This is a genomic window from Desulfoprunum sp., from assembly GCF_053613775.1.
The window spans coordinates 1,123,690-1,135,875 of the sequence record NZ_JBSHXH010000004.1 but is presented as its reverse complement, the minus strand read 5'-3'; the positions used below and the strand labels follow the sequence as shown (position 1 = coordinate 1,135,875).

The 12,186-nt window shown below is 62.4% G+C and carries 12 protein-coding genes and 2 pseudogenes; 7 read left to right on the top strand and 7 right to left on the bottom strand.

Annotated features, from left to right (window positions below; genetic code table 11):
• Positions 1-448 precede the first annotated feature (448 nt).
• Positions 449-784: pseudogene (locus ACWGKN_RS09200) on the bottom strand (class I SAM-dependent methyltransferase); the annotation flags it as partial.
• Positions 785-1,125: 341 nt separating this feature from the next.
• On the opposite strand from ACWGKN_RS09200, the gene ACWGKN_RS09195 reads away from it, so the two are divergent.
• Complete coding sequence (locus ACWGKN_RS09195) at positions 1,126-1,533, top strand: desulfoferrodoxin family protein (protein ID WP_035230689.1); 408 nt, start codon at positions 1,126-1,128, stop codon at positions 1,531-1,533.
• 57 nt (positions 1,534-1,590) lie between these two features.
• Here ACWGKN_RS09195 and ACWGKN_RS09190 read toward each other — a convergent pair whose 3' ends face one another.
• The 4 genes and pseudogenes from ACWGKN_RS09190 to ACWGKN_RS09175 all read right to left on the bottom strand — a co-directional run bounded on the left by ACWGKN_RS09190 (position 1,591) and on the right by ACWGKN_RS09175 (position 4,911).
• On the bottom strand, positions 1,591-2,751 hold the full coding sequence (locus ACWGKN_RS09190) for an MBL fold metallo-hydrolase (RefSeq protein ID WP_424255338.1): 1,161 nt from the start codon (positions 2,749-2,751) through the stop codon (positions 1,591-1,593).
• A gap of 149 nt (positions 2,752-2,900) precedes the next feature.
• Positions 2,901-3,128: pseudogene (locus ACWGKN_RS09185) on the bottom strand (rhodanese-like domain-containing protein); the annotation flags it as partial.
• Positions 3,129-3,196: 68 nt separating this feature from the next.
• Positions 3,197-3,706, bottom strand: coding sequence for a hypothetical protein (locus tag ACWGKN_RS09180; protein ID WP_424255340.1), 510 nt, complete (start codon positions 3,704-3,706; stop codon positions 3,197-3,199).
• Entirely contained in the window at positions 3,703-4,911 is a 1,209-nt protein-coding gene (locus tag ACWGKN_RS09175; protein ID WP_424255342.1) for an FprA family A-type flavoprotein, read from the bottom strand. The genes ACWGKN_RS09180 and ACWGKN_RS09175 overlap by 4 nt, the downstream gene beginning before the upstream one ends.
• A 219-nt stretch (positions 4,912-5,130) precedes the next feature.
• Between ACWGKN_RS09175 and ACWGKN_RS09170 the strand changes: the two genes are divergently transcribed.
• Complete coding sequence (locus tag ACWGKN_RS09170) at positions 5,131-5,421, top strand: ferredoxin (protein ID WP_424255344.1); 291 nt, start codon at positions 5,131-5,133, stop codon at positions 5,419-5,421.
• Here the strand turns inward: ACWGKN_RS09170 and ACWGKN_RS09165 are convergent.
• Positions 5,399-6,361 carry a YcbK family protein gene (locus ACWGKN_RS09165; protein ID WP_052160094.1) on the bottom strand — a complete coding sequence of 321 codons (963 nt, stop codon included), beginning with the start codon at positions 6,359-6,361 and terminating at the stop codon, positions 5,399-5,401. The genes ACWGKN_RS09170 and ACWGKN_RS09165 overlap by 23 nt on opposite strands.
• A 211-nt stretch (positions 6,362-6,572) precedes the next feature.
• Here ACWGKN_RS09165 and uvrB point away from each other — a divergent pair, with 211 nt between their 5' ends.
• The 3 genes from uvrB to ACWGKN_RS09150 are packed head-to-tail and all read left to right on the top strand — an operon-like array spanning position 6,573 to position 10,690.
• Positions 6,573-8,594: an excinuclease ABC subunit UvrB gene (gene uvrB, locus ACWGKN_RS09160; RefSeq protein WP_452095076.1), complete on the top strand. Its 2,022-nt coding sequence runs from the start codon at positions 6,573-6,575 to the stop codon at positions 8,592-8,594.
• Positions 8,591-9,265: a lysophospholipid acyltransferase family protein gene (locus tag ACWGKN_RS09155; protein WP_035230694.1), complete on the top strand. Its 675-nt coding sequence runs from the start codon at positions 8,591-8,593 to the stop codon at positions 9,263-9,265. The genes uvrB and ACWGKN_RS09155 overlap by 4 nt, the downstream gene beginning before the upstream one ends.
• Before the next feature lie 51 nt (positions 9,266-9,316).
• The gene (locus ACWGKN_RS09150; protein ID WP_035230695.1) at positions 9,317-10,690 is read left to right on the top strand and encodes a cobyrinate a,c-diamide synthase; all 1,374 of its coding nucleotides are present in this window, start codon (positions 9,317-9,319) and stop codon (positions 10,688-10,690) included.
• Positions 10,691-10,727: 37 nt separating this feature from the next.
• Here ACWGKN_RS09150 and ACWGKN_RS09145 read toward each other — a convergent pair whose 3' ends face one another.
• The gene (locus tag ACWGKN_RS09145; protein WP_035230696.1) at positions 10,728-11,078 is read right to left on the bottom strand and encodes a hypothetical protein; all 351 of its coding nucleotides are present in this window, start codon (positions 11,076-11,078) and stop codon (positions 10,728-10,730) included.
• Between the two features lie 405 nt (positions 11,079-11,483).
• Between ACWGKN_RS09145 and ACWGKN_RS09140 the strand changes: the two genes are divergently transcribed.
• Positions 11,484-11,669: an indolepyruvate ferredoxin oxidoreductase subunit alpha gene (locus ACWGKN_RS09140; protein ID WP_035230697.1), complete on the top strand. Its 186-nt coding sequence runs from the start codon at positions 11,484-11,486 to the stop codon at positions 11,667-11,669.
• An 81-nt stretch (positions 11,670-11,750) separates the two neighbouring features.
• The gene (locus ACWGKN_RS09135; RefSeq protein ID WP_035230841.1) at positions 11,751-12,185 is read left to right on the top strand and encodes a hypothetical protein; all 435 of its coding nucleotides are present in this window, start codon (positions 11,751-11,753) and stop codon (positions 12,183-12,185) included.
• Position 12,186 lies beyond the last annotated feature (1 nt).

The following is a 12,186-nucleotide window of genomic DNA, read 5'->3' as shown; positions in this document are numbered from 1 at the left end:
CAGGAGGGTTGTTGGCTTCTCCTTGATCTAGGTCAAGAGAAGTGATTTTTTTTCGAAAAAAGGGCGGAGCAGGGGGGCAGCTGCGGTCGGCGACCACCAGCAGGATGCTGCCGGTCCCGGAAATGAAGGGCGACAGGTCGTAACCGCCGAAGCAGCGGGTGACGGAGAATCCCGAACCGGCGAGGATATCGATCCATGTCTGCGCCGGCCAGGCCCGGAGACGCAGCTGCTGCGCGAAATCCTCGTTGACGGCGTCACCTCCGGTCGGGCGCAGGCGGTAGCGTTCCTCGAGTTCGAGGATCTGGAACTCGGGATCGTAGACGCGGAGGATCTCCTTGACGATGCGGCCGAGCTGCGGATCGTCGAAGATCTGGAACTGGAAGAGCTTTTTGCCCGGTTGCCGGAGCAGCTGGGGGCCCGGGACGAAGAGCTGCAACAGCAGGCGGCCGTGGTCCTTCTGCACGGCGCGGCAGCCGGCAAGACAGGCGCGGATGTCGTCTTCGGCGACGAGGAGGTTGAGGCTGTTGTAGGCAATGATGATGGCATCGAAGCGGGTGCGGAAGGCGAGCTGCCGCATGTCCATCGCCGCCAGCCGGCAGCTCGGCCGCCCTGTTTCGCCGGCCCGGCGCAGCATCGGCAGGGAAATGTCGATCCCGGTTACCCGTCGGTTGAAAGTTGCCAAGGCCCGGCCGAGCCGGCAGGTGCCGCAGGCGATCTCGAGGACCTCGCCGGCGGCCGGCAGGTGCGCTTGATAGAAATCGATGTCATCGGCAAAGCCGGCCATCTCCACCGCGTACAGGCGGCTGTAGAGCGCCTCGGGGAGGGGTTGGAAGACGTCCACCGGTTCATCGCCGTAATCGTCGTAGATCTGCATAGGTCGTATGTACAGGCTCGCGCCGTTCGCTGCAAGGTACGAAGGGGCATTTTTCACTGGTGATCGGCAGGCAAGGGGGCGCGGTGCGGGGCCCGGGTGATTATGGTCGCCGATCGTCCATTCGTGCCGAAAGACTTTTCATTTCGAGAAATGAAGGTATAATATGAAGTTATTTTTTGTGGCAGGGTCTGCCACTTGCAACCAATCTGTACTGCTGCTGATGCCAGAGTATATTGCAGGGGAGAGAGAACATGCCGGATAGAAGGACATTTCTGAAGAGTTCACTCGCCGCGGCCGCGGCCGCCTTGATGGGAACGGGATCGGCCGAGGCCGCCGATTCGTCGTTGATGGGGAGTGTTATCTACACCGCCGAGCATCCGGGCAAATGGACGCAGAAGGAAGGCAGTCATGCGCCGGTGATCACCGTCGAGGGGGGCAAGGTCAAGGTGCAGACCAACCACCCGATGACGGAGAAGCATTTTATCGTCCGCCACACCCTGGTGCTGGCCGACGGCGTTGTCCTCGGCAGCAGGACCTTCACCGCCAAGGATCCCGAGGCCGTGTCCACCTATGAGTTGCCGAAGGGCTATTCCGGCGTTCTCCTCGCCACCAGTTTCTGCAACCTCCACGATTTCTGGCTGACCGAAACCAAAATCTGATCCCGTTTCCCTGTCTCCGACACCGGCGACAGGGAAACGTTCGTCTCCAGCAGTTCCCTAATTTCCGGCCTTCATCGCGGCATAGGCCTCCGCCGCGCACTCGTTCTTGCCCAGATCGAGTTCCTCCGCCCGTTCGTCGTCAACTTGTTCGAGATTGGCGTTGATCAGCCTGATCGTGGCGTATTCGTCGGGCTGTTTGCGCATGTTGGCCTTGATGAAGGCCAGGAAGGCGGCGCTGTCGGCGATGGCGTGGATATCGCGGTTGTATTCCCGGGTCCTGGCCAGCGACGCGGCAAAGGCCAGGTGATCGTCGGCCTCGTTCCAACTCATGAAATGGGCCGGCAGGACGATCAGCCGGTCATCGAGGGCCCACATCATCTGCAGGGTGGAAAAGAGCGTGCCGGACCACTCGTCGACCTTGCCGCCGAGGTCGGGGCGGCCGATCGAATGGATAAAGATCGAATCGCCGGAGATCAGGTACTGGTCATTGATGATGAAACTGGTGCTGCCGGGGGTATGGCCGGGGGTGAACAGGACCCGGACGGTCGGCCCGCCGGCCTGGCTGAAGGTGTGGATCTCACCGTCGTTCAGCGTGCGGTAGCTCAGATTGGCGTGGGTAAAATCGCCGGCGTTGGCGTAAAATCCGGCGCCGGTGGCGGCGGCGATCAGCCGGCTGCCGGCGATATAGTCGGCCTGGAGATGGGTCTCGAAGGTGGCGACCAGCCGGCAACCGTGCTCGGCGGCGAAATCGAGGTAGAACCTGATGTTGCGCGACGGATCGAACAGCATCATTTCCTCCCTGAAGATCAGACCGTAGCTGCACGAAGCCTTGCCGGGGCGGATAAACTGGTAGAGCGAGAATTCGGCGCCGGGGTTGAGCAGGACCGGCACCAGCAGGTTGCCCCAGGTCTTGATTCCGCCTTCGAGGTAGCCGACATCCGCGTAACCATGGCGGTCGAAAATCTCGGCGACGAATCGGGCCGAGCTTTCCTTGGCGCAGACGATCCTGACCCGCCTTTCCGGCGATATCCTGGCGACACATCCCTCCTCGTCTTCGATGAAATCGAAGTAGGGGATGTTGTACATCTCGACCGGGAACGGTGATTCGAGGTGGAATCGGGTGAAATCGACGGAGTTGCGGACATCGATGATGACGATATCTTCTTTCCCGGTGACCCAGGAATAGAGCTCGGCGGCCGTATAGGTGAAAAGACTCATTGACGCTCCTTGATATAGATTGCTGGGGGAAAATCGGCTCGATCGCGGTCCATGGTCGATGATACCCTCATGCCAGCAGCTTGTCCAGTTCCCGGGCCAGTCTGTTGAGGTGGCGCTGTTCCTCGCCGGCCATTTCGAGGAAGAATTTAGACGATGGTGTTCCCGGCGGGATCGATCTCGCCTAATCGCTGCGGCAGTTCATTGAGGGGGATGAGTCTGGCGCCGGGGATGTGGGCCTCCCGGTATTCCTTGGGTTGGCGGACATCGATGAGCTGGAGGTCGTGCGGCGGCAGACTGCCGATATATCCACGGGCCTCTTCAGCGGTGATTTCCCTGCCTTGGTCGAACAATGACTGCCAGTTGATCGGTTTTTCCATCGTGGGTTTTCTGCTTGCCGGGGTTGGACTGTTTCGTAAATGTCGCCGTCAACGACGATATGCCGGGCTCAGCGCTGTTTGTGGAGCAGCGCCGCCTGATCCGGGGTCGCCGAGTAACCGTCGAGCTGGATGAGCCGGTATTTACCGGGATCTTTGCCGATGGCGGCGCTCGTCGCCTCCGGCAGCCAGTGGCTGTCGTCGATCAGGTTGTAGAAGTACGAGTCGATGCCGACGAAGCCGTCCAGGAAATGGGTGAGGATATGCAGGACCTTGCTCGGATACCCCTGTTGCAGAGAGGAGAGCTGGGCTATCGTGCGAATCCCGGTCTTTTCCAGGTCGACGACCAGCGCAGCGACGATTTTCCGGTTCTCGGCGACGGCGGCGGCCAGGGCCCCGACGAATCCCGGGTCGTCGCCGGCCAGCGACCGGTCCTGCCGGATCTCGAGACAGTCATAGACGACCAGCGAGGTCAGATCGAAGAAGCGACGGACCTGCCGGCTGCAGGCGGCAAACGAATCGCCGGCGGCAAGGACCCGGTGCTGGGCGATGCGGGTCATCGCCGCTCCATCCGGCGTCACCTGTCTTCCCCCGCAGCGCCCTTCACCACCGCCAGCCCTATCCTCTTGCCCATCTCCCGGCACTTCTCGAGCTGGGCGGCGGTCGGCACGTATTTCAGCCGCAGGCCTTCCTCGATCACATCGATCTTCATCTCGGTCAGGGCGGTGGTCAGCAGGTTGACCGCCTCGCCGCTCCAGCCGAAGGAGCCGAAGGCGGCGCCGAACTTGCCGGTCGGCTTGAGGCCGCGCATGTAGCTGAGGAAGCCGGCCATCCGGGGCAGGAGACCGTTGTTCATGGTCGAACTGCCGAGGATCACCGCCCTGGCTCCAAGGATCTGGGTCATTACGTCGCTGCGGTGGTGGTGCTTGAGGTTGATCATGGCGTACTCCACCCCGGCCTCTTCCAGGCCCAGAGCCACGGCCTCGGCCATCTTTTCGGTCGAATGCCACATGGTGTCGTAGATGACGAGGGCCTTGCTGTCGGCCTGATGGCGGCTCCAGCGGTCGTAGGCCTTGAGGATGGTGTCGATATGGCTGCGCCAGATGACCCCGTGGTCGGGGGCGATCATCCTGATGTCGAGGTTCATGTCGCTCACCGTCTTCAGCAGCTTGCCGACCAGGGGCGAGTAGAGGTAGAGGATGTTGGCATAGTATTTGGCCGCCTCGTTCATCACGTCGCCGAGCGGGGCCTCGTCGTCGAACCGTTCGCTGGAGGCATAATGCTCGCCGAAGGCGTCGCTGGAGATGAGGATGCCGTCTTCCTTGAGGTAGGAGAACATCGAATCGGGCCAGTGCAGCATCTTCGTTTCGAGGAACTGGATGGTGCGCCGGCCGAGGGAGAGCTGGTCGCCGCTCTTGACGATCGTAAACGGCCAGTCCTCGCGGTGAAAATGGTCGACGATGGCCTTGTGGCCGGCCGGAGAGCAGATCAGCTTTTCCGGCTTGATGATTTCCATCATCGCCGGCAGGGAGCCCGAATGATCCATCTCGACGTGGTTGACCACCAGGTAGTCGATCTTCTCGGGGTCGATGATGGCGCGGATCCGGCGCAGCAGTTCATCGAGGTGCGAATGCTTGACCGTATCGAACAGGGTGATCTTTTCATCGATGACCAGGTAGGCGTTGTAGGTGGTGCCCCTGTCGGTGGAATATCCGTGAAAATCCCTGATGTCCCAATCGATCGCTCCGACCCAGTAGATTCCTTTGGTCAGTTCGGTTGTGCGCATGCTTCCCCTCCAGTGATAAGGTGGATTTTTCAGTGACGGGCAGAGGATGACTCCATACTAAAATACGGCAACGATGATTACAATACCGGACAGAACTTTCTCCGCCGGATGCCGATTGACATTCCCCTGCTGATTGCAATAGTAGTTCAAAAGGTTGGTCTTTTTTGCCTGATGTCAAGAGCGGCAGGTTGTTGTTCCTGCAGGGAAAGCGGAGGCGATATGCGGATGATACCGGTCATCGACCCGGGGCGTTGCAGTGAATGCCGGGGCTGTGTAGAGATCGCCCCCGAGGTGTTCCGGTTCAACGACCAGACCGGGCTGATGGAGGTTGCCGAACTGCCGGAATATCCGCAGGAGAAGGTGGCCGAGGCGATCAGGTTCTGTCCCGAGGACTGCATCGCCTGGGAGCAGATCGATGAAGGGGACGGCGGTCGAGCATGGCCCGGGCCGCAACCGACGGATGATCGTCGCCGGGCGGCGATCGCGGTCAGGGCGGCGGTACCCCGATGACCTCGATGGCGTTGGACGTCGCCCGGTCAGGCATCTGCGGAAAGGGCCTGTTGCAGAATTCGAGGGCGATCCGATAGCGTCCCGGCGGCTGATCCGCCGGCAGTGTGGCATGCAGGAAGCGGGTGGCCTTGCGGTCCTGGAGCGGGATGCAGGCGCTGCCGGCCGCGGCGGGAAGGTCAAGCGCCAGCGGCGATTGTTCCCCGGTTTTTTCGGATTCGACGACGGCCATGGGTCTGACTCCGAACCCGAAGGTGCTGAGTCCCGACAGCGACAGGCGCAGCCGCGCGCCCGGCCGGTAGCGGTCGTAATCGGTGGACAGATACAGGTGGCGGTTGTAGTCGGGTTCCACCGTTTTGGTCCCCGATGTCGCCGCCTCCCAGAACCTGGGCCTCCCGGCGTCGAGGTGGATGGCCTTGCCGCCGTAATGGCCGATGCCGCCGCAGTCAGCCTCCCTGATTGTCTGCCACAGGTGTTTGCCGTCGACGCCTTCGAGCCAGAAATCGAGGGCCATGCCGTCCATGTGGGTGCTGGTCCGGGCGGCATTGGCGCCTTTTTTGCGGATATTGTCGTTATACTCCGGACTGCGGTAGGCCGATTCGATGTTGATGGTCGCCCCGGGGGCGATGCGGTCGGCAAAATGGCTGACCATACCGAGGAGGCGGGGCGAGATGTGCTCTCCTTTTTCCGTCGTCGGGAAGCCGAAGACCCGATCGACTTCGTTCAGCGCGGCATCGTTCAACGAACCGTCGGGGTTGAGCAGTGCGACCCTGGCCTCCCGGCCGTTGCGCAGATTCTTCAGGTGGAGCCGGCCGCTGCCCATCAGGAAAAATACCCCCGGTTCCTCAGCCGCCCATGTTGGGACGGGGGAAAAGAGCATGATCACCAGCAGCAGGGAGGAGAGAGTCACGAAGGATGACGACGATGCGGGCAGGTTCTTCATGGGCGGGCGGTAGTAATGGATTTGTATCCGTGAACGGGTATGGCCGAAGCTGATCTGTACCCCAATCTACCACACTCCCTGCCCGGGGAACTTCAATTTTTCGTCCGGACCGGGTCGAATTCACGACCGGGCACCGGCGGACGTGGCAATACCGTCGCTTTTCTGGTAAAGTCCTTCATTTTATCCATTTGCCACCTTGATCGTACGCACCATGGACCGACCTTTCGAAATCGTCACCTCCTTCACCGCCGCCGGGGATCAGCCGCATGCCATCGAGACGCTGGCGGCCGGGATCGTGCGCGGCGACAAGAGCCAGGTGCTGCTCGGGGTGACCGGGTCGGGCAAGACCTTCACCATGGCCGGGATCGTCGAGCGGGTGCAGCGGCCGACCCTGGTCATCGCCCCCAACAAGACCCTGGCGGCCCAGCTGTTCGCCGAGTTCAAGGAGCTCTTCCCCCACAACGCCGTCGAGTACTTCGTCTCCTACTACGATTACTACCAGCCGGAGGCCTACATCCCGCAGTCGGACACTTACATCGAGAAGGACTCGGCGATCAACGACGCGATCGACAAGATGCGCCACTCGGCCACCCGCTCGCTGCTGACCCGGCGCGACGTGCTGATCGTCGCCTCGGTCTCGTGCATCTACGGCCTCGGCTCCCCCGACGAATACAAGAACATGCATCTGTTCCTGCGGGTCGGCGTGGACTACCCGATGGACGAGGTCAAGCGGCGGCTGACCTTCATGCTCTACGAGCGCAACGACATGTCGTTCCACCGCGGCACCTTCCGGGTGCGCGGCGACGTCATCGACATCTTCCCGGTGCACGAGGAGGAACGGGCCCTGCGGGTCGAGTTCTTCGGCGACACGGTCGACAGGATCCTGCTGATCGACCCGCTGCGCGGCGTGGTCCTCGACGCCATGGCGGAGTACACGGTCTTCCCCGGCAGCCACTTCGTCACCTCGAAGGACCGGCTGCAGACCGCGATGGCCACGATCAAGGACGAACTCAAGGCCCGGCTCGACGAGTTCCACCGCGCCAACCGGCTGGTGGAGGCCCAGCGGCTGGAACAGCGGACGATGTTCGACCTCGAGATGATCCTCGAGCTCGGCTACTGCAACGGCATCGAGAACTACAGCCGCCATCTCACCGGCAAGCCGCCGGGGGCGCCGCCCCCCAACCTCCTCGACTACTTTCCCGAGGATTACCTGCTGTTCATCGATGAGAGTCACATCGGCATCGGCCAGCTCAACGGCATGTACAACGGCGACCGGTCGCGCAAGGAAACCCTGGTCAACTTCGGCTTCCGCCTGCCCTCGGCGCTCGACAACCGGCCGTTGCGCTTCGACGAGTTCGCCGGCCGGATCAACCAGGCGATCTACGTCTCGGCCACTCCCGGGCCCTACGAACTGGCCCAGGCCCAGGGGCGGGTGGTGGAACAGCTGATCCGGCCCACCGGCCTGCTCGACCCGCAGATCGAGGTGCGGCCGGCGGTCAGCCAGGTCGACGACCTGCTCGAGGAGATCCGCCTGCGGACCGAGCGCGGCGAGGCGGTGCTGGTCACCACCCTGACCAAGCGGATGGCCGAGGACCTGACCGACTACTACCACAAGCTCGGGGTCAAGGTCCGTTATCTTCATTCCGACATCAAGACCCTGGAGCGGATCGAGCTGATCCGCGACCTGCGCCAGGGCGACTACAACGTCCTGGTCGGCATCAACCTGCTGCGCGAGGGCCTGGACATCCCGGAGGTGTCGCTGGTCGCCATCCTCGATGCCGACAAGGAGGGATTCCTGCGCTCGGAGCGCTCGCTGATCCAGACCTGCGGCCGGGCCGCCCGCAACAGCAACGGCCTGGTGATCATGTACGCCGACGTGATCACCGGGTCGATGCGGGTGACCATCGACGAGACCGAGCGGCGGCGCACGCTGCAGGAGGAGCATAACCGCCGGCACGGCATCACCCCGACCACCGTCATCACCTCGATCAAGGATTCGATGCAGCAGCATCTCCAGGCCAGCGGCTACACCCTGGCCGTCGACCGCCAGGCGGCACTGCTGCAGGCGGCGGAAGACCTGCCCTCCTTTGGCTCGATCGGCGAGTTGGAAAAGGAAATCGGCCGGCTGGAGAAGCGGATGCTGGCGGCGGCGAAGGAGCTGGCCTTCGAAGAGGCGGCCACCCTGCGGGACCGGATCAGGATGCTGCGCAAACTGGAGATCGAGATCGGATGAAAGAGGGGACCCTGCTGCACCGGCTGTCGCTGCGGGTCGTGCCCTGGCTCGTCGCCTGGCTGGTGCGGGCCTGGTTCGGCACCTGCCGGATCACGGTGCATGGCCTGGAGCATCGCCGCACCACCCTCGATGCGGGCAGGAAGGTGGTGGCCAGTTTCTGGCATTACACCTTTCTCTTCGTCTTCTATCAGCTGCGGCGGGAGTCGGCGACGGTGATGGTCAGTGCCAGTCGGGACGGCGAGTATATCGCCCGTCTGGCGAAGGAATTCGGCTTCTCGACCGCCCGCGGTTCGCGCAACAACCGGGGAGCCCAGGCCCTCAAGGACCTGTTGAAACTGGCGGCGACCGGCGAGAGCACGGCAATCGTCGCCGACGGGTCCCAGGGACCGCCGCGCCTTGCTCAGCCCGGCGCGATCCTGCTGGCCTCGCGGACCGGGGTGCCGATCCTGCCGGTGATGTGGTCGGCGTCGCGCTACCTGGCCTTCCGTTCCTGGGACCGGACGGCGATCCCGCAGCCCTTCGCCCGGGTGGATTTCTACTACGGCGAGCCGCTGTACGTGCCGGCCGATATCAAAGGGGCGGGCATCGAGGATTATCGGCAGGTATTGGAAAACCGGCTCAACGAACTCTACGACCGGGCCTGGCGGCGGCATGGACGGACCGGCCACTGAAGGGGCGGGCGGGACAATCGGTAACCATAGACGAGGATGAATGACGGTACGATGCATACCAGGGGAATAACGGTGGCCGGCCTGGCCGGCGGCTCGGGCAAGAGCGTGGTCTCGGTCGGCCTGACGGCGGCGCTGGCCCGTCAGGGCAAAAAGGTCGTGCCGTTCAAGAAGGGCCCCGACTACATCGACGCCGGCTGGCTGCAGCTGGCGGCCGGACGCAGATGCTACAATCTCGACCCCTTCCTGATGAGCGGCGAGGCCCTGCACCGGTCGCTGCAGCGGCATGGCCAGGGCGCCGATGTGGTGATCCTCGAGGGCAACCGCGGCCTGTTCGACGGGGTCAACGCCGACGGCGGCTATTCGACCGCCGATCTCGCCGTCGCCCTCGGCCTGCCGGTGCTGCTGGTCGTCAACTGCACCAAGACCACCCGCACCGTGGCGGCGATGGTCCTCGGCTGTCTGCGCTTCGACGAACGGCTGGATATCCGCGGCGTCATCCTCAACCAGATCGCCACCGAACGCCAGCGCCTGCTGATCACCGAGGCGGTCGAGCGCTACACCGGGGTGCCGGTGCTCGGCGCCATTCCGCGGCTGAAGCGGGACATCTTTCCGATGCGCCACCTCGGCATGATCCCCCATCAGGAGTACGACGGTACCGCCGGGGCCCTGGATTTCCTGGTGGAGACGGTGTCTGCCGGCCTCGATCTGGCCCGGATCGACGCGTTGATGCAGCCCGTTCATTTCGACCGGAGCCTCGTCCTGGATGAACTCCTGCCCAAAGCGGATGTGCGGATCGGCATCCTCCAGGACGCCGCCTTCCAGTTCTACTATTCGGAGAATCTCGAGGCGCTGGAACGGGCCGGGGCGGAACTGGTCTTTGTCAACGCCCTGCAGGACCGGGAACTGCCGCAACTCGACGGGCTCTATATCGGCGGCGGCTTTCCCGAGACCAGTGCCCGGGAACTGGCGGCCAACCGCGGCTTCCGCGACTCGGTGCGCCGGGCGGCGGAGGAGGGGATGCCGATCTATGCCGAATGCGGCGGCCTGATCTATCTTGGGGAATCGATCCTTCTCGACGGCCGGGAACACGCACTGGCCGGGGTGTTCCCGGTGCGTTTCGGCATGGCGAAGAAACCGCAGGCCCATGGCTACTCGGTATGTATCGTGGAAAAGGACAATCCGTACTACCCGATCGGCACCGAAGTACGCGGCCATGAATTCCGCTATTCGACCGTTCTCGACTGGCGGGGCGACGAGGCCGACCTGGTGCTGAGGATGTCGCGGGGCAAAGGATTCGTCGGCGGTCGTGACGGCCTGTGCCGCGGCAATGTCTTCGCCCTCTATACCCACGTCCATGCCGATGGCACCCCGGAATGGGCGCCGGCTTTGGTCAACTGTTGCCGGCGCTGGCGTGGGAGGGGTTGACGGGCCCTTGCCCGGAAGCAGTACGGCCGGGGCCGGCTCAGTGGGACGGTTGGCTGCCGAGGACCTTGCGGTAGATCGTCTCCTGGTCCTCTTCGCTGGGGGCCGGTTCGACCCAGTGGATGAAGGATTCGGTGACCCGGACAAAGGCCCCGTTGTCCTGTTTGCATTTGTCGCAGATGCTTTCCGCCATGTCCCGGTACATGATGATCTTCGAGGCCGGTTCGCCGTCCCTGGCCACGGCCGCCATCTTGCGGCAGCCGCATTCCAGACGGATGACGACGACGCCGATGCCGTCGGGACTGCCTTCGAGGATGCCTTCGATCATCGCCTGTTCACGTTTTTCTGCCTTCAGGGCCTTTTTGCGTAATTCCGGGGCTTTCTTTTTCATGATGTCAGTTTGACGGATTTTTTCCTGGCTGGTTTGCGGATGCGGCGGCAGCCTGAGTGGCCGAGCCCGATGCGAGCCCTACCTTATATGGAAAGGCCGGCCAGGGTCAACGATATTCCGGCGGCAGGCAGGAGATGGGTGTCGGGGTCGGCGAGTGGCTGTCGAATCAGCTCCGCCGAAGGTCACCATGCCCGGTTTCAGGGACGGCAATCCCTTCAAATCCGGTAAGTGTATGTGGGGCAAGGCTTTTATTTTCATTCATTTTTTCCCGGCCATTTTTGCTTGACAAAAAACTGGGGGTCGGATATTGGATGATTACACGGAACAAGTATCCGTGCAAGTGTTTGGACTGCTGAATAAGTATGACAAATACTTATATTAATTCTCACTTTATGGAGGTGAATCATGTTTGAGGTTGTTGTCGATAAAGACAAATGCGTTGGTGATGAAGAGTGTGTTGCAGCATGTCCTGCTCAGGTATTCGAGATGGTGGATGGCAAGGCCGAGCCGGTAGAGATGGACGAATGTCTCGGCTGCGAGACCTGTGTCGAAGTATGTCCTGAGAACGCCATTACCGTAACAGAGATGTAATAGCTGCGCTCACCAGGTAGCATATCAAGCCCATCTTCCTGTCGGGGGATGGGCTTGTCTTTTTTTCTTCGGGATGCGGTTGTGACGACCAGCGGTCTGAAACGGTTTACGCCTGGTGTCGACAAACGGGTGCATCTGCTCCTGTCCGCGGTGCTGTGGACCGCCGTCGGCATGTGGCTGCTGGTGCGAGGCGGACTGTGGCTGCGGTCGGCCGATGCCTTGTGGCTGATCATTCCCGCCCTGCTTCTGGGCAGCGCCAAGTCGCTGCTGATTCTCGACCGGACGGCCGAAAAAGGCATCCAGCGGATTCTTCGTTTCAACGGCACGGCCTGTGTCGGGGCGGTGTATTCCATCCGGACCTGGCTGCTGGTCATGGCGATGATGGCGATGGGCTACCTCCTTCGGCATTCGGGTATCCCGAAACCGGTGCTCGGAGCTCTCTATGTCACGATCGGCTGGGCCCTGGTGCTGTCGAGCCGGCATGCCTGGCGGCTCCGGCGGCAATTCAACAGATGAC

Excerpts from the sequence above, each read along its gene's own strand:
- ACWGKN_RS09195 (WP_035230689.1), top strand. The coding sequence starts at position 1,126 with ATGCCGGATAGAAGGACATTTCTGAAGAGTTCACTCGCCGCGGCCGCG.
- ACWGKN_RS09175 (WP_424255342.1), bottom strand. The coding sequence starts at position 4,911 with ATGCGCACAACCGAACTGACCAAAGGAATCTACTGGGTCGGAGCGATC.
- uvrB (WP_452095076.1), top strand. The coding sequence starts at position 6,573 with ATGGACCGACCTTTCGAAATCGTCACCTCCTTCACCGCCGCCGGGGAT.
- ACWGKN_RS09145 (WP_035230696.1), bottom strand. The coding sequence starts at position 11,078 with ATGAAAAAGAAAGCCCCGGAATTACGCAAAAAGGCCCTGAAGGCAGAA.
- ACWGKN_RS09190 (WP_424255338.1), bottom strand. The coding sequence starts at position 2,751 with ATGAGTCTTTTCACCTATACGGCCGCCGAGCTCTATTCCTGGGTCACC.
- ACWGKN_RS09165 (WP_052160094.1), bottom strand. The coding sequence starts at position 6,361 with ATGAAGAACCTGCCCGCATCGTCGTCATCCTTCGTGACTCTCTCCTCC.
- ACWGKN_RS09155 (WP_035230694.1), top strand. The coding sequence starts at position 8,591 with ATGAAAGAGGGGACCCTGCTGCACCGGCTGTCGCTGCGGGTCGTGCCC.
- ACWGKN_RS09140 (WP_035230697.1), top strand. The coding sequence starts at position 11,484 with ATGTTTGAGGTTGTTGTCGATAAAGACAAATGCGTTGGTGATGAAGAG.
- ACWGKN_RS09170 (WP_424255344.1), top strand. The coding sequence starts at position 5,131 with ATGCGGATGATACCGGTCATCGACCCGGGGCGTTGCAGTGAATGCCGG.
- ACWGKN_RS09150 (WP_035230695.1), top strand. The coding sequence starts at position 9,317 with ATGCATACCAGGGGAATAACGGTGGCCGGCCTGGCCGGCGGCTCGGGC.